This is a genomic window from Streptosporangium sp. NPDC006007, assembly GCF_040614315.1.
Classification (GTDB): domain Bacteria; phylum Actinomycetota; class Actinomycetes; order Streptosporangiales; family Streptosporangiaceae; genus Streptosporangium.
On record NZ_JBEXUG010000015.1, the window covers coordinates 91,644 to 111,968 of the forward strand.

Genomic DNA, 20,325 nt, shown 5'->3' on the forward strand with positions numbered 1-20,325 from the left:
TTCGGAGACTATTCGGTTACGCGGATTCCGAGCAGCTGCTGTACCAGCGTGATCGGGTTGATGACCGTTACGGCGGTGGACCCGGCGAAAAGCAGTCCGACCGCGCGCTCTTCGAGGTCGGATATGAGACTGCCGGAGTCACCGGGGGCCGACATGTTGGTGGTGAGAATCTGGCGCGCGAATCGAGCGACCCGGCCGTTTCCGTAGTTCACGTCGATGGTCGCGTTGATGTTCTGCACCGTGCCGGTGGTGTAGTTCGTGGTGCGGCCGCACTTCTGAACGACGAGGCCGAGGGTGGGCGCCGGGAGCAGTCCTCTGAGGGGCCCGACCCAGTAGATCTCCCGGTTGAGGTCCTCGAACTTGCCCTCGGCCACCGCGGCATCCACATAGTTGAGCGGCGCCGGCTGGTTGGGGTGCATGAACTGGATCGGCACGAAGCGGCTGAGCCGGGCGATGACGTCGGTGGGGTAGGTTCCGCCGTCCGCCGGCCCGGGCTGCAGGATCGGGTCGCCGATGGCCGCGGCGTTGGAGTTCGCGAGAACATGGTTGTTGCTCAGGATGTAGTAGCGCTGGGGCACGCCGGGGAAGGCCGACGCGTCGTAGGCGCAGGTGCTCAGGGTTCCGGCCGTGATCTGGAAGTGCCCGACGCTGACGCCGCCGTAGGCGGGCCTGACCCGTTTCGTCAGTTTGAAGGGCCCGACGTTCTCCAGCGCCGCCAGCGACCTGTCATCGATCCGCACGGTGTGGGCGGAGCCGTTCTGGCCGACGATCGCGCCCAGGTCGCTGACGGTCATGAAAGACCCCGGCGGCTGAGTCGAGGTGGCCCCCGGCATCAGATAGGAGGTGACCGGCTGTCCGCCGCCGACGGTGAGCGGGGCTCCGGCCTGGATGACCCCCACCTCCTGAACGTCGGTGGGCGTCGTTCCGATTTTCGACGGAATCAGATCGTCCTGGGACAGCATGTCCTTGGGAAGCTTGGAGTCCACCAGGACGGTGATCGCCTTCTCGCCGGTGTCCTGATCGCGGGTCCGCTTGTTTCCGAGCGCGACACCCACGACGTTCCGTCTGGACAGCAGCTGCTCCTCCTCACGGCTCTGGATTTTGGCCAGGTCCATGTACTCCTTGGAAATAAGTTTTTCTGATTGCATGTCGATCCCTCCGGTAAAAGAAAAGGAGTCCCGTGAGAAAGGGAAAATGGATGCCTGTCCCCTTCGAGGGGATACCGGACATCCCTTGTGGCGCGGGCTTCCCGCCGCGACACAGGTTTGCTAATTCCCTGCGATACCCGTTTCCATTCCGGAGAATGTGAGGATTTGACGATTATGTACAACGACGAACGTGGCCGTGAGCCTGTCTGTACCGGGTCTTCGCGTTCGGTCGGGGTTGTGTTCGCCGCTGATTCGGCGCGGAGTGTCTCAGGTGGTCACATGCGGAAGCGGACGGGGTCACCGGGGCGGAGCTGGGCGGCCACGGGGAGGCAGGCCGAGGTGAGGACGGCGACGACCGGATAGCCGCCCGTCGGCGGATGATCGGCCAGAAACACGATCGGCTGCCCGTCCGGCGGTACCTGAACGGCCCCGGCCACCATGCCCTCGCTGGGCGGCTCCCCGGTTCGGGCCCGTTTCAGAGGGGCGCCCAGCAGCCGCACGCCGACCCGGTTGCTGTCCTGGCTCACCCGGTACGGCCCCGAGCACAGAGTGGCCGGCGCGCCGGGGACGAACCAGTCGTCACGCGGCCCCCGCAGGACGCGCAGGACAGCCGGCGGTCCCGCAGGCGGCGGTGCCGCGTCCACCGTGATGGGCGGCAGCGCACCGGTCGGTCCCACCGGCAGCAGGGTCCCCGCGCGCAGCGGGGGAGGGCCGAGGCCGCAGAGCGAGTCGGTCGAGCGGCTGCCGAGTGTGGGCGGCACGTCGAGGCCGCCGCGCACCGCGACATAGGTCCGCAGCCCCGAGCCGGGGGCGGCCACCCACAGCTCGCCGCCCGAGGGGATCCAGAACGGCGCGTCCATCCCCTGCTGAACCGTCCGGCCGGGCAGGAGCAGCTCCAGGGGGCAGGGCGCTCCGGTGACGGCCGTCCAGGCGCCGGTGCGGAGGCGCAGCCGGGCACCGCCGAAGGTCAGCTCGATCGCGGCGGCGCCCTCGGGGTTGCCGACCAGCCGGTTGGCCAGTCGCAGGCTCGGCGCGTCGGCGGCACCCGAGCGGGGCACGCCCAGATGGCCGTAGCCGGGGCGGCCGAGATCCTGCACGGTGGCGTACGGCCCCGGCGCGATGACCTCGATCATGGGGCGGTGACCGCCTCGAACCGCACCCGCGTGCCCGGCGTGAGCAGTGCGGGCGGGTCGGCGTCCACGTCCCACACCGTCAGGGGGGAGCGGCCGAGCACCCGCCAGCCGCCGGGCGAGGCCGAGGGGTAGACCGCCGAGTAGGGGCCCGCGACCGCCACGGCCCCCGCGGGGACCGAGGTCCGGGGCGTGGCCAGCCTGGGCACGTGCAGCGCCGGGTCCAGCCCGATGAGGTAGGCGAACCCCGGAGCGAACCCCAGCCAGCCCGCCACGAGCTCCCGTCCGGTGTGCCGCTCCACCACCTCCGCCGCGGACAGGCCGCTCAGGGCGGCCACGTCGCCGAGGTCGGCGCCGTCGTAGACCACCGGGACCGTCACGGCCCCGCCGGGGGGAGGGGGGCCTGGGACGCCGGGGGCGCGCGCCGTTTCCAGCAGGGCGGACAGGAGCGCTCCGAGCGGGGACGGATCGGTGCCCGGCGCGGTGACCAGGACGGTCTCGGGGCCGGGCACGATCTCCACCACACCGGCCGGGCGGCGGGCCCGCAGCAGGGCGTCGAGCCGGTGGGAGACCTCCAGCGATCCGGTCTCCACCAGCAGCGCGTGCTCCCCGACCCGGCGGATCATCGCACGGCCCCGGCCAGGGGACGCCCGGGCCTCACGGGAGGGTCTTCGGCCGTGTCCCGGCTGCCGGGGCTCATGTGAAGGCCCGGAGGGTCACCCCGGCGGCGATCAGGCCGTCACGGACGGCCCGCGCCAGCAGCACGGCGTCCGGGGTGTCGCCGTGCACGCAGATCGAGCGCGCGTCCACCGCGACCTGGGAGCCGTCCACCGCGGTCACCGTCCGGGCGGTCGCCATGCGCACGGCCCGGGCCGCGACCTCGCCCGGGTCGTGCAGCACGGCGCCCGGGGAACGGCGGGGGACCAGCGTGCCCGCGGGGGTGTAGGCGCGGTCGGCGAAGCACTCGGCGACGGTGGCGAGCTTTTCACGGGCGGCGATCGCGTGGACGGCCGAACCGGGCAAGCCGAGCAGCGGCAGGCTCCGGTCGTAGTCGGCCACAGCCACCACGACCGCCTCGGCCTGCTCCGGGTCGCGGTTGATCCGGTTGTAGAGCGCGCCGTGCGGTTTGACGTAGGAGACCCGGCCACCCATCGCGCGGGCGATCCCGTCCACCGCGGCCAACTGGTAGAGCACCTCGGCGCGGAGCTCCTCCGGGTCCACCTCCATCTCGCGGCGGCCGAACCCGGCCAGGTCCCGATAGGACACCTGGGCGCCGATCATCACGCCCCGGTCCACCGCGGCCGCGCAGGTGCGGCGGATGGTCAGCGGGTCGCCGGCGTGGAACCCGCAGGCGACGTTCGCGCTGGTCACCACGTCGAGCAGGGCCGTGTCGTCCCCCAGCCGCCAGATGCCGAAGCCCTCCCCCAGATCGGCGTTGAGATCGATCACCATGGCTCACTGCGCCGGAGGCTCGTCGGGAATGTCGGCGATGTCGTCGAGGGCGATGGCCAGTTCCTCGGGGTCGTCACCGATCCGCTCGGCGATCTCGATCAGCACGTGCAGCACGTCGTGCCGGTCGTGGCCGAGGTCCAGCAGCCGCTGGACGGCCTCCCACAGCTGTGGGGGGTCGCCCTCCCAGAGCCGCCCGGCGATCTCCTCGTGCCAGGCGATGTGCTCGTCGTAGTCGGGTCTGGTCAGCTCTTCGGCGTGGTCGATCCCCAGCAGGATGCGGCGGTCGGCCTCGTCGGCGGGGTTGAGCAGGTCGAGTTTGATCTCGCCGTGCACCCCCTGCAGGAACGGGAACGCGAACACCCGCCTGGCCAGCGCCGACAGGTCGCCGTCCGGCAGCAGCCGCTTCAGCAGGTCGCGGTCGAGGCCGAAGGTGGTCGGGTCGCGGTACGCCTCGGCGAACTTGGCGGTCGCCTCCCAGATCCCGTCCAGCGTGGCGCGCAGTCCCTCCTCGGCGAGCCCGCTCCGGCGCGCGGCGAAACGCGCCCAGGCCCCCAGCACGTACGGCACGGCCTCCTGCTCGGCAGGGCTGAGCATCACCTTGCGCGGCAGCCAGTCGAGCAGGAAGGTCTGACACTTCGTCGGGCTCACCCGCAGCGGGCGGCCGAAGTCCTGGTCGCAGCCGTAGTCGATGATGTGGTCGGCGCACCGCGAGGCCGACGAGGGGTCCGACAGGTGCTCGGCCGCGTCCGAGGAGAGGAACTCCGCGGCCAGCATCGCCCGGCGGTCGCGGCTGTAGGGTGCCTCGCTGTACAGCGGGGCCGGGCGCTTGCGGCCGGGCGGCAGGGCCTTGATCCGGGAGCGGGCGAAGGCGTGGTAGGCGCTGTAGCTGTCGCTGACCGGCGCGGTCGTCCTGCGGTCGCCGTACTCGGTGGTGGCCTTCATGGCCGATTCGAGCAGCGCCCTGGCCTGTTGCGGCTCGATCTCCTCGAACCTGAGCATCGGGGTGGCCCCCGCCTCCGCCCTGGCCTGGTCAAGAAGTTTGTCCACCTGGGAGGAGACCCAGGTGTCGCGGGCGATGCCCCGCATGTTGTAGTCCACGATCATGACCAGCGCGTGGCGGTCCTCGTTGTTGTCCGCGCCCCGGTAGCCGAAGGTGCACACCACGGTGTCCTGGTCGCCGTAGGCGTCGCGGGAGACGAAGCAGCCGGTCGGTTTGACGACGCCCAGCCGGTCGGCCCAGCGGGGTCTGGCCACGTCCCGCTCGATGAGCGCCAGCGCCGCGCCCTCGGCCTTGGCGGCCTGGCGGGCGGTGCCGAGGTAGGCGAGCGCGATCAGCAGCGTCAGCGCGGCGGGGGAGCCGGCCTTGGCCGCGTAGTCGACCAGCCCCTCCCCGAGGACCTGCTCGGCGTCCCCGCCCCGCAACCGCCGCCCCCACCATGCCCCGACCATGTCGGAGACCATGAGCTCGGCGTCCAGCGGGCTGCGCACGGCCAGCAGCTCGCGGGAGGCGAGCAGCATCTCGGCGAACACCTCGTCCGGAGAGTGGCTCTCTCGTGGGTCTCGACGGTGCCGCCGGTTCAAGCGGCCTCCCTCGTCGGCCCCGCCGGGCCGGTGTCGCGCTGACTGGCTCGCCCGCCTTGCTCGCTCACGTTCCAACCTTCTCGCATTCCCCGGCCGAACGGTGCGTGGGACACGGCCTGGTGATCTCGATGTTACCGGGGACTCCGCCGTGGCGGCGCGGAGTTGACGAGGGGGAGCGGACGCTCCCCGCGGCACGTTCGATCACCTCGGCCGTCGCCCCGGCCCCAGGCGCTCCGCGCGGGTCCACGCGTCGCTCACGCACCGGCCCGCGGCGGGTGGGGGGACGGTGCGGAACCCGGCGGGCGGCGGGGTGTCCACCCGGGGGTGGGACGCCGGCGGGCCGGAGCCGGGGCGGGTGGCGAGAGCGGGCATGGATGTCGCATTCCTCCGGGTTTCCGGGAGGTGAGCCCCGGACGGACGGCGGGAACGTGCGTCCCCATTCCACAACGTGTGGCGCGGCTGTCAACCCTCGGGTACGGCGGGGCGGCCGCCACTGTGGGTGAGATGCGAGGTCAGCGCCCATCTTGACTGGATATGTCGACCAGACAGTAAACAGGTGTCCTTGAAGGGGAAGCCAAATCGGGAATGAGTCAGTAGCCTGATCTTTCTTGGGACGCTCGCGGAGATGAGGTGGGCAGTTGTCGGGACGGTCCGGCTTGATCCTGCTAGGGTCCTGGCCGCAAACGTTTGACGGTGCCGGTGGTGGTCGCGCCGGTGTTTCGGGAGGGCGCCGGCGACGCCCGGCCCCGGCCGGCGAGGGCCGGCGGGGGCGAGGACGGCGCGCGGCGCGTGGGACGGCCCGGAACCGGACCGCGGCGCGGTTGCCGGCGCGCGCCCCGGAAGAGGGCGGACGCGGTGGGGGACGGTGCCACCACCCGGCTCCGGCGCGACGCCGGTCGGGCGACGCCCGTGCCGGGGGACCGGCGCGTTAGCGTGGAGATCCCGGTTCCCGGACCGGGGAGGTTCGCGGGATGTACCGACCGCATCACGGGCGGGGCTTCCGTCCACACGTGCCCATCGCCGATGATGTACTGCAGGATCCGGCCCCCCGGAGCTGCGCTACGCCAATTCGCAAGTTTGGAGATGTGCCTCGTGGGAGACCCTGGCACACGACGGAGGTGCCGACCATGAGCGCCGAAACCTCCGTGCCCCGTCCCCGGAAGTCGGGTGCGGACATCTCGGACTCCGGCCTGTTGCAGGGCCTGCTGTCACAGTCGCCGTTCGCCTTCGCGTTCCTCGGTCCCGACGGCCGCTTCCAGCGGGTCGACGAGGTCTTCGCCGCCGTGGTCGATCTCCCCGCCGAGCGCCTGGTCGGCCGGGCCGCGGCCGAGGTGCTCCCCGCCGACCTCACCGCGATCGTGGCGGGCGCGGTCCGCGGCATCGCCGAGGGGACCCAGGTCGAGGGAGACCAGCGGATCCGGGTGCGCACGGCCGAGGGGGAGACCCACCACTGGTCGCTGACCTTCTCCCCGATCCACGACGACGAGGGCGCGCTGCACGCGATCTGCCTGGTCGGTGTGGACATCACCCAGAGCAGGCAGGTCGAGGAGGACCTGCGGCGCAGCGAGGAGCGTTACCGCTCGCTGGTCGAGGCCCAGTCCCAGCTGGTGTGGATCACCGCCCCCACCGGGACGGTCGAGGAGGACGCGCCGCAGTGGCGTGCCATCACCGGCCAGGGGCTGGAGGACTACCTCGCCCGCGGCTGGCTGGACGCCGTCCACCCCGACGACCGCCGGCACACCGAGGAGGCCTGGCGCGAGGCGCTCCGCGGCCGGATCATGTTCGAGTGGAGCTACCGGGTCCGCACCAGGGCCAGCGGCTACCGTCACTTCGAGGTGCGCGCCGTCCCGATCATCCGGCACGGCAGGGTGGTCGAGTGGGTGGGAGCCAACACCGACGTCACCCCGCAGCGCGAGGCCGAGGAGATGCGGGGCAGGCTCACCGACCAGCTCGGCGCCGCCGCCCTGCGCACGGCGCGGTTGCAGGGCGCCACGGCCATGCTCGCCGAGGCGTTGACCGTCGAGCAGGTCGTCCAGGTCATCATCGACGTGGGCCGCACCGCGCTGGCGGCCGACCGCTCGGCCGTGGCCCTGCTCGACGTCGAGCGGGCCGCGCTGAAGCTGATCAACAGCGGTGGCATCCCGGATGTCCCCGGGGCGCCGGGCGAGGAGATCCCGCTGTCGCACTCCAGCGTGATGACCATGGCGGTCAACAGCCGCCGCCCGGTCTTCGCCGAGTCGCCGGAGAGCCTGCGCTCCCAGCTCGTGGAGGCCGGCGGCGACGACGAGAGCGTCACCGGCTTCATCGCCCACAGCGATGAGCGGGCCTGGGTGGGCCTGCCGTTGCTGGCCGCGGGCCGTGCGCTCGGCGCGCTGCGCTTCTCCTTCACCCGCCCGCAGAAGATCTCCCAGGAGGACGGCGTCTTCCTGGAGGCGCTCGCCGGGCAGTGCGCCCTCGCCGTCGAGCGGGCCACCCTCTTCGAGCGTGAGCACCGCACCGCGGAGACGCTCCAGCGCAGCCTGCTGCCCGATCGCCTGCCGGTGGTGCGCGGTCTGGTGCTGGCGCAGCGCTTCCGCTCCGGCAGCCGCCACGTGCAGGTCGGCGGCGACTGGTACGACGCGTTCGTGCTGCAGGACGGCCGGGTCGCGGCGGTGGTCGGTGACGTCATGGGCAAGGGCGTCAAGGCGGCGGCGGGCATGGGCCGCATCCGCAACGCCATGCGGGCCCTGGCGCTGACCAACCCGCCGCCCGCCGCGGTTCTCACCGGCCTGGACCGGGTCTTCGAGGCGACAGAGGAGGAGGAACAGGTCACCACCCTGGCCTACATGGTCGTGGAGCCCGGCACCGGGGAGGGCACGCTGGCGCTGGCCGGTCATCCGCCGCCCCTGCTGGTCTCCCCTCAGGGGGTGCCGCTGCTCTGTGACGGCGAGCCGGGTACCCCGCTCGGCTGGCCCACGAGCCGCAGGCAGTTCCGGTTCTGCGTCCCGCCCGGGCACACCGCCGTCCTGTATTCGGATGGTCTGGTGGAGAATCGCAAACGTGGGCTGGATGCCGGTCTCGCGGATCTTTGCTCGGTTGTGACCGAAGCGCCGCCCGAAGTCGTAGGAAGTCCTCACATGTTGCTGGATTTCCTCGTTGACCGGATGCTGTCTGGGTATGAGCAGGATGATGATGTTACCGTGCTCGCAATTCATGTTCCCATGGCCACGAAGAGTGACTGAATGAAACAGTCATAACGGTTGCTTTCGGGTATCGGTGGCTCGCTTCCGTACGCACTACTCTCTTGGTCGGCCTAGGGTGGAGGGCAACCGCCAGGAGGCGGCCGTATGGACCACGGTGTCGTGCCACAATGCTGGACAGGTGCGTCGCGGTTCCGCGCAGCCTCGTTCATCACAACTAGAGGTATCCGCCCCTAGTGGGCACCTGGGTCCATTCTCGTCACGCTTTCCTTCGAGAGGTGTTCGTGTCGCCTGCAAGTTCGACTCGCTCGAAGCCATCCGAGCTGAACGAGCCCGTCATTCAGCAGCTGATGGAGCGGGGACGCTCGCAGGGGTTCCTTGAGTCCGAGGATGTCCGCAAGGCCGTCGAGGAAGCGGACATTCCGATGGCGCAGGTCGCTGGAATCCTGCGCAGCCTCAGCAAAGAGGGCATCACCGTACGACTTACCGCTGAGGACTCCGCAGCTCCCAAGAAGTCCCGGACTTCCGCCAAACGCCGTACCCCCGCCGCTCCCGCCCCGGTCAAGAAGACGAAGACCGCCGCGGCGGCCAAGGAGCAGCCGGAGACCGTGACCGCGGTCGTCAGCGGCTCCGAGCCCGCGCCCGCGGCCAAGAAGCCGGCGCCCCCGGCCAAGAAGGTCGCGCCGGCTGCCAAGAAGCCGGTTCCGGCCCCGCCGAAGAAGGCGGGGTCCTCCCCGGCCGCACCCGCGCCCAAGTCCGACCCGAAGCCGAAGCCGGCGGCCGGGGAGGACGACGAGGTCATCGACCTTGAGGACGTCGAGATCGAGGACTTCGATCTCGAAGTCGAGGTGGAGGTCGAAGTCGAGGCCGAGGCCGAGGTGGAGGTGGAGGCTGAAGTCGAGACCGAGACCGAGACCGAGGAGGAGCCCAAGGCCGAGGTCGTCGAGCAGAGCGAGGACGAGGTCCTCATCCTCTCCGACGACGACGACGACGCCCCCGTGCCGCAGGTCGCCGCGGCCGGTGCCACCGCCGACCCGGTCAAGGACTACCTCAAGCAGATCGGCAAGGTCCCCCTGCTCAACGCCGAGCAGGAGGTCGAGCTCGCCAAGCGCATCGAGGCGGGGCTGTTCGCCGAGGAGCAGCTGGGCACGGACGGAGACCGGTTGCCGGTCGACGTCCGCGCCGAGCTGGAGTGGATCGCCGAGGACGGCCGCCGTGCCAAGAACCACCTGCTGGAGGCCAACCTCCGCCTGGTGGTCTCGCTGGCCAAGCGCTACACCGGCCGGGGCATGCTCTTCCTGGACCTGATCCAGGAGGGCAATCTGGGCCTGATCCGCGCGGTCGAGAAGTTCGACTACACCAAGGGCTACAAGTTCTCCACCTACGCCACCTGGTGGATCCGGCAGGCGATCACCCGGGCCATGGCCGACCAGGCGCGGACCATCCGCATCCCGGTCCACATGGTCGAGGTGATCAACAAGCTGGCCCGTGTCCAGCGGCAGATGCTGCAGGACCTCGGCCGCGAGCCCACTCCCGAGGAGCTGGCCCGCGAGCTCGACATGACCCCCGAAAAGGTGGTCGAGGTCCAGAAGTACGGCCGTGAGCCCATCTCCCTGCACACCCCGCTGGGTGAGGAGGGGGACAGCGAGTTCGGCGATCTCATCGAGGACTCCGAGGCGATCGTCCCGGCCGACGCCGTCAGCTTCACGCTCCTGCAGGAGCAGCTCCACTCGGTCCTCGACACCCTGTCCGAGCGCGAGGCGGGTGTGGTCTCGATGAGGTTCGGCCTCACCGACGGCCAGCCCAAGACGCTGGACGAGATCGGCAAGGTGTACGGCGTGACGCGTGAGCGCATCCGGCAGATCGAGTCCAAGACCATGTCCAAACTGCGCCACCCGTCCCGGTCCCAGGTCCTGCGTGACTACCTCGACTGAGATCAGGTGACGAAGGGCTCACGCCAGGTGGCGTGAGCCCTTCGTCGCTCACCCGGCGGAGCGCGTCCCGGGCCCCGCCGGACCGCCGGGCGTCCACCGCGTGGACGCCCGCCAGGGTCCGGGGATCCCGTCAGACCATGACGTCGGCGGTCCACGACCGCCTGCCGGCCGGGGCCGGGCCCAGGGCGACGGTGTGACCGAGATCGTCCAGAACCTTGGCCAGCTCCTCCGGCGTCTGCGGGTCGACGTTCCCCACCAGCAGTGAGCGGGCGATCACGCCGCGGGTCGCCTTGGCCATGTGGCTGACGACCTTGCCGTCCTTGAGCACCCGTACCGCCACCGCCCGGCCGGCGGGCCGCCAGGCCGCCGCGTAGGCGCTCGAACGCAGGTCCACCACCAGGCCGGCACAGCTGTCCAGGGCCGGGGTGATCGATCGGCGCCAGTAGGCGGCCAGCCCGCCGAGCGGCGGCAGCCGTACTCCCATGGAGAGCCGGTACGGCGGCACCCTGTCGGTGATCCTCAGCACCCCCCAGAGCCCGGAGAAGATCAGGAGACTCCGCGCGGCCCGCGCGGCGGCCTCCGGAGGCAGTGAGGCCAGGCCGAGGTTGTCGTAGAGCACCCCGGTGTACAGCTCGGCGGCCGTCAGCGTGGGCGCGGTCCGCAGGTCCAGGTTTCTGCCGATCTCACCGAGCAGCCCCGGTGACAGGCCGAGGACGGCCTGCGCCTCGGGCCCCTCGCACAGGGTGGCGAGCGCGTCCAGGACGGCCTCCCGGGAAGCGTTCAGGGACCCAAAGGCCAGCCGGGACAGGTCGAGGGCGGGGCCGTCGCCCAGCGCGGCCTTCCCCTCCGACGGAGGCAGCAGAATCAGCACAGTCGTCGAGCCTAGCCAGGCGGCCGGGATGAGGCTGCCCGGAGCCGGTGAACACCGCGTGCCCCGCTCTCGGTGAATGTGGGAGCAGGGCGCGCGGCCGGGATATTTGATTATGGCCGGGGGCCGGCACCGGGAGGAGGTCACCTCTCGGACAGGCGAGTGCCGCGGTGCCGGGCCGATGTCGCCATCGGGCCCGCCGGCCCCTACCGTTCGTCTTTGTTCGCGGTCGAAGGGGTGTCGCTGAGGCGTGCCGACTCGTCCTGGATGTCGGCGCCCTTGTCTCTCAGCACGGTCACGTGCTGACGCCCGTGGTGGGCGCAGAACAGCAGCTCCCCACCTACGGGCAGGGTCGCGCGGATATAAGCCTGGGCACCGCACCGGTCACAGCGGTCCGTGGCCGTCAGCTGCTTGGCGGGGGCGAGAGTTCCAGTCACGTATCGCCTTTCAGGTCATCCCCTTGCGGAGGATCTGGCGTCAGTCACTTGAGACAACATCTAACCCGATACGGACGTTCCCAACCGACCCCCCGCTACGCCGAGAGCGGAAAGCCGCCGAAAGTGACGGTGATCACGTCTGGGGCAACGCGGCCGGCGTCCTGATGGCAAGCTTGTACGCGCCGCGGCGGGAAGAACGGTAAGCTGCGCACACGTGTTCGAGCAGAGTGGGAGTGGGTGTGACCGCAGTTAGCGCGGAGACGGGTTATACGGCGCGCCACCTGTCGGTGCTGGAGGGCCTTGAGGCTGTCCGCAAGCGCCCGGGCATGTACATCGGGTCCACCGACAGCCGTGGTCTCATGCACTGTCTCTGGGAGATCGTGGACAACGGGGTCGACGAGGCCCTGGCCGGCCACTGCACCCGCATCGAGGTCGAGCTTCACGCCGACAGTTCGATCGAGGTCCGCGACAACGGGCGAGGCATCCCGGTGGACGTCGAGCCCAAGAGCGGCCTGGCCGGAGTCGAGCTCGTCTACACCAAGCTGCACGCGGGCGGGAAGTTCGGCGGCGGCTCCTACGCCGCCTCGGGCGGCCTGCACGGGGTCGGCGCCTCCGTGGTCAACGCCCTCTCCTCCCGGCTGGACGTCGAGGTCGACCGGGGCGGCCGGATCCACGAGATCAGCTTCCGCAGGGGTGTGCCCGGTGTCTTCGACGGCGACGGGCCCACCGCCAGGTTCAAGAAGAAGTCCGGCCTGCGCGACGGCGGCCCGCTCGGCCGCCGCGTCACCGGCACCCGCGTCCGCTTCTGGGTGGACCACCAGATCTTCCTGCCCGAGGCCGAGGTCTCCCTCAGCGAGATCCACGTCCGTCTCCGCCAGACCGCCTTCCTGGTCCCCGGCCTGACCCTGGCCGTGCGCGACAGCCGTGGCGAGGAGGCCGTCGAGGAGGAGTTCCGCTTCGACGGCGGCATCTCGGAGTTCACCGAGTTCCTCGCCCGCGACGAGCCCGTCTGCGACGTCCTGCGCCTGCAGGGCGTCGGCCACTTCCACGAGACCGTGCCGGTCCTCGACGACCTGGGCCACATGACCTCCACCGAGGTCCAGCGCGAGCTCACCGTGGACGTCGCGCTCCGCTGGGGCAAGGGCTACGACAGCACCGTCCGGTCCTTCGTCAACGTGATCGCCACCCCCAAGGGCGGCACCCACGTCAACGGCTTCGAGCGGGCCCTGGTCCGCACGCTGAACGAGCAGCTGCGCGAGACCCGCCTGCTGAAGAACGGCGACGCCCCGGTCACCCGGGAGGACATCCTGGAGGGGCTCACCGCGGTGGTGACCGTCCGGGTGCCCGAGCCGCAGTTCGAGGGGCAGACCAAGGAGGTCCTCGGCACCTCGGCGGCGTCCCGGATCGTCGCCCACGTCGTCTCCCGCGACCTCAAGGAGATCTTCACCAACCCGCCCCGCGGTGCCAAGCAGCAGCTGCGCGCGGCGCTGGAGAAGATCGCCGCGGCGTCCAAGGCCCGCATCGCCGCCCGCGAGCACCGCGACAACCAGCGGCGCAAGACCGCCCTGGAGAACTCCGCGCTCCCCGCCAAGCTGGTCGACTGCCGCAGTGACGACGTCGACCGCAGCGAGCTGTTCATCGTCGAGGGCGACTCGGCGCTGGGCACCGCCCGTGCGGCCCGCGACTCGGAGTTCCAGGCGCTGCTGCCGATCCGGGGCAAGATCTTGAACGTGCAGAAGGCGTCCGTCGCCGACATGCTCAAGAACGCCGAGTGCGCCGCGATCATCCAGGTCATCGGCGCGGGCTCCGGCCGTTCCTTCGACATCGAGGCCGCCCGCTACGGCAAGGTCATCCTGATGGCCGACGCCGACGTCGACGGCGCGCACATCCGCTGCCTGCTGCTCACCCTGTTCCACCGCTACATGAAGCCGATGGTGGAGGCCGGCCGCGTCTTCGCCGCGGTCCCGCCGCTGCACCGGATCGAGGTCACCAACCCCGGGCGCGGACAGGGCAAGTACATCTACTGCTACTCCGACTCCGAGCTGCACCGCGTTCTGCGGGATCTGGAGCGCCGGGGCAAGCGCTGGAAGGACCCCGTGCAGCGCTACAAGGGGCTGGGCGAGATGGACGCCGACCAGTTGGCGGAGACCACCATGGAGCCCCGGCACAGGACTCTGCGCCGGGTCAGGATCGAGGACGTCGAGGCGGCCGAGAACATCTTCGCCCTTCTCATGGGCAGCGACGTTGCTCCCCGCAGGGAGTTCATCGTGAACAGCGCGGCCGAGGTCGACCGCGACCACATCGACGCCTGACCCGGTGTTCCGGCGCCGGTGAGCCCGCCGGCACGCGGCCGGGGCCTCACATCTCGACGGGCGTCAGCCTGCCGGTCCGCACGTCGTAGACGGCGCCGCCGACGGCCAGGTCCGACGGGAGGAACGGGCTGGTCCTGATGCGCGTCAGGTCGCGGCGGAGCGCGGAGTCCTGGTCGGGGACGGTGTGGAACTCCAGGCTCCGGGTGTCCACGCCGTTCCGGGCCGCGAGTCTGTGCACCTCGTCGTCGGTGATCTTCGCCATGCCGCAGTCGGTGTGCGGCATGACGAGCACCCGGTTCACACCGAGCAGGTAGACCGCGAGCACGAGCGTCCGCAGCACGTCCTCGGTCACCCGGGCACCCGCGTTGCGCAGGATCTTGGCGTCGCCGGGTCTGAGGCCGAACATGCCCAGCGGGTCGATCCGGGAGTCCATGCAGGTGACCACCGCCAGGCCACGAGCCGCCTTACCGGTCAGCTCGGAGTCGGTGAAGGTACTGGAGAACTCCTTGTTCGCGGCCAGCAGGTCGTCGAAGCGACTCACGTACACACCTTTTCGGTCAGTGGAATCAACAGATCAATGATGCTGCATGGCTGTTTGATGTGTGCTTCCGGGCTCCCCATCTCCCCGACTTGGGGAAGATCCCACACTTGATCCTCACCATGAGTGATGATGTGCTGACGTAAAGTGCGGACTTTGGAGAGGGCCATGAGCGGGATCGAATCCCTGGCCGAGTATCTGCGCGCCGAGGGCAGGCGCAAGCTGGACCGGGTGGAGGTTCGTGACGACGGCCGTAACGCCCGGTCGGCGCTGGCCCTGCTCGACGCGGCCGCCTACACCGCATCGCTGGGCGACGACGATCCGCTGGTGGGGGTCCTGGTGGACGCCGGCTGCTTCGGCCCGCACGGGTTCGGCGAGTTCCGGCCCGGCGAGCAGGTGGCCGGGCTCATCCGCTCCTGGGAGTCCGGAGAGCCCTGGCAGCTGCTGATGGCCATCCGGTTCGCCCTGCGGGGGTCGCTGACCTGAGGGCTCCACCCGCCCCGGGGGACGGCGCCGCCGCCCTCGCCGACTCCGGGCGGGCTCCGTCCGCGCCGGGCGGGGCCGGAAGACCGGGGACGTGAACTCCAGGGGACATGAGCCCCCGTAACGGTCCGAGAGCCCCGAGAGCCCCGAGAGGTCCGGGCTCACCGGGCGTCGCCCGGCCCGGGGCGGCGCGGGGTTCCGCGGGGCCTGGGGACTCTCGGGTGGAGCGGGGTCACCCTCTCCCGGGGGCAGGGGAGCCGTCGGGGGCGGCGGGGTCTTCGCCGAAGGCGCCACCGGAGCCCCCCGCATGGCCGCCTGTGCCCTCGGAGACGTCCTCGGAGGCGCCGAGGGCGCCGCCCACGGCCGCCACCGTGTGGGTGAGCCGGAGGCCGGACCCGTCGCGACGGCCCAGTTCCTCGGGGAGCGGGACCGGCTTGCCGACGGTGGAGACCGCGCGGGCCGGGGCGGGGCCCGCCCAGGCGAGCAGCAGCACGTCCTCGCCCTTGAGGAACCGCTGGACCCGGACGCCGCCGGTGGCGCGGCCCTTGACCGGATACTCGGCGTAGTCGGAGACCTTCGCGCCGCCGACCTGGGTGCCGGGCAGGGCGGTGGAGGATCCCGCGATCGTCACAACCCTGGACTCGTGTTCCGGGTCGACCGCGCCGAACCAGATCACGGACGCCCCGTCGTCCAGCCGTACGCCCGCCATGCCACCGGCCGGGCGGCCCTGCGGCCGGACGACGGAGGCCGGGTAGCGCAGCAGCTGGGCGTTGGAGGTGATGAAGGTGAGGTCGTGGTTCTCGGAGGTCAGCTCCACCGCCCCCACCACGCTGTCGCCGTCCTTGAGCCCGATGACCTCGAAGTCGTCGCGGTTGGCCGGGTAGTCGGGGACGACCCGCTTCACCACGCCCTGGGCGGTGCCCAGGGCCAGGCCGGGGCCTTCGGGATCGAGCGAGCCGACGCCCACCACCGTCTCGCCGAGGTTCAAGGTGACGTACTCGGACACCGGGTGCCCGCCGGACAGCGACGGCGGATTGGCCGAGGGGGGCAGCGTCGGCAGGTCGACCACCTGGATCCGGATCATCCGGCCCTGGTTGGTGACCATGCCCACCTCGCCCCTGACGGTGCTCCTCACCACCGAGACCAGCACGTCGTGGGCCGAACGGTCGCCCTCGCCCGCCAGGGGCGAGGCGTCGGTGGTGCGGGCCAGCAGGCCGGTCGAGGAGAACAGCACCAGGCACGGGTCGTCGGCGACCTCCAGCGGCGCGGAGGCGTTCCTGGTGACGCCTGAGGACTCCAGAAGCACCGTACGGCGAGGCGTGCCGAAGGTCTTGGAGATCTGGGCGAGCTCGTCGGAGACGACCTTGCGGAGCCTGTCCTCGGAGGACAGGATCGCGGTCAGTTCGGCGATCTCCTCCTGGAGGGTCCGCCTCTCCCCGTCGAGCTCCAGCTTGTCGAAGCGGGTCAGGCGGCGCAGCGGGGTGTCCAGGATGTAGTTGGCCTGGATCTGTGACAGCCGGAAGGTCTCCACCAGCCGCTCGCGGGCCTGGCTTGAGTCGTCCGATGAGCGGATGACCTGGATGACCTGGTCGATGTCGAGCAGGGCGATCAGCAGGCCCTCGACCAGGTGCAGGCGCTCCTCGCGCCTGCGCCTGCGGTGCAGCGACCGGCGGCGGATCACGTCGATGCGGTGGTCGACGTAGACCTTGAGCAGTTCGCGCAGGCCCAGGGTGCAGGGCTGGCCGTCGACCAGCGCCACGTTGTTGATGCCGAAGGTCTCCTCCATCGGCGTCAGCCGGTAGAGCTCCTCAAGCACGGCCTCGGGGATGAAACCGTTCTTGATCTCGATGACCAGGCGCAGGCCCCTGTGCCGGTCGCTGAGGTCCTTGAGGTCGGAGATGCCCTGGAGCCTCTTGGCGGTGACCAGCTCTCTGATCTTGGTGACCACCCGCTCGGGGCCGACGTTGAAGGGCAGCTCGGTGACGATGATGCCCTTGCGCCGGGGGCTGACCTGCTCCACCGCGCACCTGGCGCGCATCCGGAATGTGCCCCGGCCTCGGGCGTAGGCGTCGCGGATGCCGTCCAGGCCGATGATCGTGCCGCCGGTGGGCAGGTCGGGGCCCGGCACGAAGCGCATCAGGTCGTCGAGCGTGGCGTCCGGCTTCTTGATCAGGTGGCGGGCGGCCGCGATGACCTCGACGAGGTTGTGCGGCGCCATGTTGGTCGCCATCCCGACCGCGATCCCGGTGGCCCCGTTGACCAGAAGGTTCGGGAAGGCCGAAGGCATGACCGTGGGCTCGGTCTCCTGGCCGTCGTAGTTGGGCTTGAAGTCGACGGTGTCCTCGTCGATCGACTGGACCATCGACATGGCCGCGGCGGTCAGCCGGGCCTCGGTGTAGCGCATCGCGGCGGGCAGGTCGTCGGGGGAGCCGAAGTTGCCGTGCCCGTCGATCAGTGGCAGCCGCATCGAGAACGGCTGCGCCATACGGACCAGCGCGTCGTAGATGGCGGTGTCGCCGTGCGGGTGCAGTTTGCCCATCACGTCGCCGACGACTCGCGACGACTTCACGTGTCCCCGGTCGGGCCGCAGGCCCATCTCGCTCATCGAGTAGAGGATGCGGCGCTGGACCGGCTTGAGGCCGTCCCTGGCGTCGGGCAGCGCGCGCTGATAGATGACCGAATATGCGTATTCAAGATAGCTGGCACGCATTTCGGCGGAGACGTCGATATCGACGATCCGCTCCTCGAAGTCACCGTCAGCCGGGGGTGTGGTCGTCCGTCGAGCCATCTGATTTCCTGCGCGGGTGCCTCGGCTTTCGGGCCGAGGAAGAGGCGCATCCTCCTTCTGTCTTCGTGGTGTAAAGGTAGCCGTCGGCTCGATGGGGGAGCCTCCGACCGGGATGTGAGCCGCGGGTACGCTCCGCGCCGACCTCGGCGCGGCGACGTCCGGCGGTGCGCGAGGTGACGCGCCCCATCCGCTCACACGGGGGAGGCGGGATCATCAGGCGCCTCCTCGGTGACGGCGGGACCGGTCGCCTGCGGGCTCGATCCCGATCGACGTGACCGTACATGGTGCGGAGGCTCGCCACCATACTCGCCGCGTCCGACACTCACCGCCTTCCCGGGGCGGAGCGGTCCACGTCTCCGCGCCGGGCTCCAGCCGGCACTCCATCGCGGAGGGTCCACGGTGACCCCTCGGTCCGGTGCCGCCCGCCGCCGGCCGCCGGTTTTATCCGCGGGCAAAATCGCTTCATGGATGGCATTCTCCCGGTCGGAACGGTCCGGACCTGTCCGTCGCCCACCCCGGCGGGGAAAGGCGGGAAACCATTCCCGGCGGAATGGGGGAGTGGCGATGAGACGCGAAACGTCACGGTGCGCGAATGGACCCGGCCTCTGGCCGGCCGTTCGTGTTCCACCACCCCGGCAGGGCCCGCGCCGCCGTCCCCCGCCGCGGCCCGGGACCCCGCGGGGCTCAGGACTCGGAGGCGCGGTAGGCGGCGACCGCCGCCTCCACGCTCGGATGTATCCGGCCCCGCCGGGAGAGCCGCTCCCAGGCCCCCGTGCGCCGGAGCAGTTCGGTGGGCTCCAGGCTCTCGACGGCGACCCAGAGGCCGAAGCCGCGCTGTTCCAGCGTGGCGTGGAACTCCTTGGCCGCGGATACCGCGGTGAGGTCCATGCCCGGCACGCCGGTCAGGTCGACGAGCAGGGCGCGCGGCCGGGGGGCGGCGGCCTCGACGAGCGCCGTCACCCGTTCCGCCACCCGCCGGGCGTTGGCGAAGTAGAGACGGCTCTCGACGCGCACGATCAGCAGTCCCGCCTCGGTCTGGTCCGACGGGTACCGCCCGAGGTCGCGGTAGGCCCCCGAGGCCGGGTCACGGCCCAGCGGGTAGATCGCCGGGTTGTCCACCTGGTGCAGCAGCAGAAGTAGCGAGATCACGACCGCGGCCAGCACGCCCTGCATGATGCCGAAGCCGACCGCGACCAGCATCGTGAGGCAGGCGAGCGCGAACTCCGGGCGCCTGACCCTCCAGATCGCCACCAGCGCGTGGACGTCGACCAGGCGTACCGCGATGGTCAGCACGAGCCCGCCCAGGGCGGCCATGGGCAGCGGGCCCAGCGCGGGGGCCAGGAAGAGCAGCAGCGCCGCCGCGCAGAGCGCGGTCACGATCTCGGCCGTCTGGCTCCGGGCGCCGGAGGCGTCGTTCACCTCGGTCTGCGTCATCCCGCCCGCCGCGGGATAGGCCCGGAAGATCCCGCCGGCGGCGTTGGCCAGCCCGAGCGCGAACAGTTCCCGGTCGGTGTCCAGAGGGGGGTCGTCCCGGTGCCGGAAGATCCTCGCCGCGGTGATCGACTCCACGAAGGCCAGCAGCGCCACCCCCAGGGACATCGGCGCCAGCACCCGGATCAGGTCGAGGTCGAGGCCGGGCAGGAGCGGCGTCGGCAGGCCGCCGGGCACCTCGCCGACCGTGGCCACGCCGTGCGACCGCAGGTCCGTCAGGAAGCTGACCAGGGTGACGGCCACCATCGCGACCAGCGGGCCCGGCACGCGGGGCACCCGCCGCAACGCCACGAGCAGCAGGATCGTCCCGCCGGAGACGAGCATCGTGGGCAGGTGGGCGTCGCCCAGCCTGCCGAGGGCCGACAGCAGCCGGTCGAAGACCTTGTCCCCCTCCGGGTGGACGCCGATCACCGTGCCGAGCTGGCCGGCCACGATGGTCAGGCCGATGCCGCTCTTCACCCCGGTCATCACCGGCTCGGAGATGAAGTCGGCCAGGAACCCCAGCCTCAGGGCGCCGGAGACGGCGAGGACCACCCCGGTCAGTACGGCCAGCGTGGCGGCGGCGGTCATCGGCGGGGTCCCCGCCGGCGCCGAGGCGAGGGCGGCGGCCGTCAGCGCCGACAGGGTGGAGGTGGTGCTGACCGACATCGGGCGTGAGGTGCCGGTCAGCGCGTAGGCGATCATGGGAACGAGCGCGCAGTACAGCCCCGCCTGCACGGGAAGCCCCGCGATGGTGGCGTACGCGGCGGCCTGGGGCAGCACGACGGCGGCCGTCGTGACCCCCGCCACCGTGTCGGCGCGCGGTGCGCTCAGGTTCAGCATGTGGGTGAAGCGCGACTCTCCTCGGTGGTTCCCTGCCGATCACCCCACTCTGCTACCGGTTCCCCCGCGCGGGGCCGAAGGGGCCTCGGCGGTTCGGTCAAGGTTTGGCCGGGCGCCCGGCCGGGGCCGGGCGGGGTCGCCGGACGCCTCCGATGGCGAACC

At 71.1% G+C, this 20,325-nt stretch carries 14 protein-coding genes; 4 read left to right on the forward strand and 10 right to left on the reverse strand.

The window, feature by feature from the left end; genetic code table 11:
- Positions 1-8: 8 nt before the first annotated feature.
- The 5 genes from ABZ194_RS14705 to ABZ194_RS14725 all read right to left on the reverse strand — a co-directional run bounded on the left by ABZ194_RS14705 (position 9) and on the right by ABZ194_RS14725 (position 5,311).
- Positions 9-1,148, reverse strand: a complete 1,140-nt coding sequence (locus ABZ194_RS14705; protein ID WP_355596203.1) for a hypothetical protein — start codon at positions 1,146-1,148, stop codon at positions 9-11.
- Between the two features lie 275 nt (positions 1,149-1,423).
- Positions 1,424-2,281 (reverse strand): biotin-dependent carboxyltransferase family protein, encoded by an 858-nt coding sequence (locus ABZ194_RS14710; RefSeq protein WP_355596206.1) that lies wholly within the window; start codon positions 2,279-2,281, stop codon positions 1,424-1,426.
- Positions 2,278-2,904 carry an allophanate hydrolase subunit 1 gene (locus ABZ194_RS14715; protein WP_355596208.1) on the reverse strand — a complete coding sequence of 209 codons (627 nt, stop codon included), beginning with the start codon at positions 2,902-2,904 and terminating at the stop codon, positions 2,278-2,280. Before ABZ194_RS14715 ends, ABZ194_RS14710 begins: the two co-directional genes overlap by 4 nt.
- 70 nt (positions 2,905-2,974) lie before the next feature.
- A complete protein-coding gene (locus tag ABZ194_RS14720; protein ID WP_355596210.1) occupies positions 2,975-3,730 on the reverse strand; it encodes a 5-oxoprolinase subunit PxpA in 756 nt (251 codons plus the stop codon).
- Positions 3,731-3,733: 3 nt separating this feature from the next.
- A complete protein-coding gene (locus ABZ194_RS14725) occupies positions 3,734-5,311 on the reverse strand; it encodes a hypothetical protein (protein ID WP_355596212.1) in 1,578 nt (525 codons plus the stop codon).
- A 1,127-nt stretch (positions 5,312-6,438) separates the two neighbouring features.
- Here ABZ194_RS14725 and ABZ194_RS14730 point away from each other — a divergent pair.
- Complete coding sequence (locus ABZ194_RS14730) at positions 6,439-8,532, forward strand: SpoIIE family protein phosphatase (RefSeq protein ID WP_355596214.1); 2,094 nt, start codon at positions 6,439-6,441, stop codon at positions 8,530-8,532.
- 242 nt (positions 8,533-8,774) lie between these two features.
- Positions 8,775-10,424, forward strand: a complete 1,650-nt coding sequence (locus tag ABZ194_RS14735) for an RNA polymerase sigma factor (RefSeq protein WP_355596216.1) — start codon at positions 8,775-8,777, stop codon at positions 10,422-10,424.
- Positions 10,425-10,554: 130 nt separating this feature from the next.
- Here ABZ194_RS14735 and yaaA read toward each other — a convergent pair whose 3' ends face one another.
- Together yaaA and ABZ194_RS14745 are read right to left on the reverse strand one after the other, a co-directional pair.
- A complete protein-coding gene (yaaA, locus tag ABZ194_RS14740) occupies positions 10,555-11,295 on the reverse strand; it encodes a peroxide stress protein YaaA (RefSeq protein ID WP_355596218.1) in 741 nt (246 codons plus the stop codon).
- 203 nt (positions 11,296-11,498) lie between these two features.
- Positions 11,499-11,729 (reverse strand): hypothetical protein, encoded by a 231-nt coding sequence (locus ABZ194_RS14745; RefSeq protein ID WP_355596220.1) that lies wholly within the window; start codon positions 11,727-11,729, stop codon positions 11,499-11,501.
- 239 nt (positions 11,730-11,968) lie between these two features.
- Between ABZ194_RS14745 and ABZ194_RS14750 the strand changes: the two genes are divergently transcribed.
- Complete coding sequence (locus ABZ194_RS14750) at positions 11,969-14,041, forward strand: DNA topoisomerase IV subunit B (protein ID WP_355596222.1); 2,073 nt, start codon at positions 11,969-11,971, stop codon at positions 14,039-14,041.
- Positions 14,042-14,087: 46 nt separating this feature from the next.
- Here the strand turns inward: ABZ194_RS14750 and ABZ194_RS14755 are convergent, their stop codons facing one another.
- Complete coding sequence (locus ABZ194_RS14755; RefSeq protein WP_355596224.1) at positions 14,088-14,582, reverse strand: carbonic anhydrase; 495 nt, start codon at positions 14,580-14,582, stop codon at positions 14,088-14,090.
- 165 nt (positions 14,583-14,747) lie between these two features.
- Between ABZ194_RS14755 and ABZ194_RS14760 the strand changes: the two genes are divergently transcribed.
- Positions 14,748-15,065, forward strand: coding sequence for a hypothetical protein (locus ABZ194_RS14760; RefSeq protein WP_355596226.1), 318 nt, complete (start codon positions 14,748-14,750; stop codon positions 15,063-15,065).
- A gap of 229 nt (positions 15,066-15,294) precedes the next feature.
- Here the strand turns inward: ABZ194_RS14760 and ABZ194_RS14765 are convergent, their stop codons facing one another.
- Together ABZ194_RS14765 and ABZ194_RS14770 are read right to left on the reverse strand one after the other, a co-directional pair.
- The gene (locus ABZ194_RS14765; protein WP_355596228.1) at positions 15,295-17,850 is read right to left on the reverse strand and encodes a DNA topoisomerase IV subunit A; all 2,556 of its coding nucleotides are present in this window, start codon (positions 17,848-17,850) and stop codon (positions 15,295-15,297) included.
- Positions 17,851-18,534: 684 nt separating this feature from the next.
- Positions 18,535-20,163, reverse strand: a complete 1,629-nt coding sequence (locus ABZ194_RS14770; RefSeq protein WP_355596230.1) for a SulP family inorganic anion transporter — start codon at positions 20,161-20,163, stop codon at positions 18,535-18,537.
- Positions 20,164-20,325 lie beyond the last annotated feature (162 nt).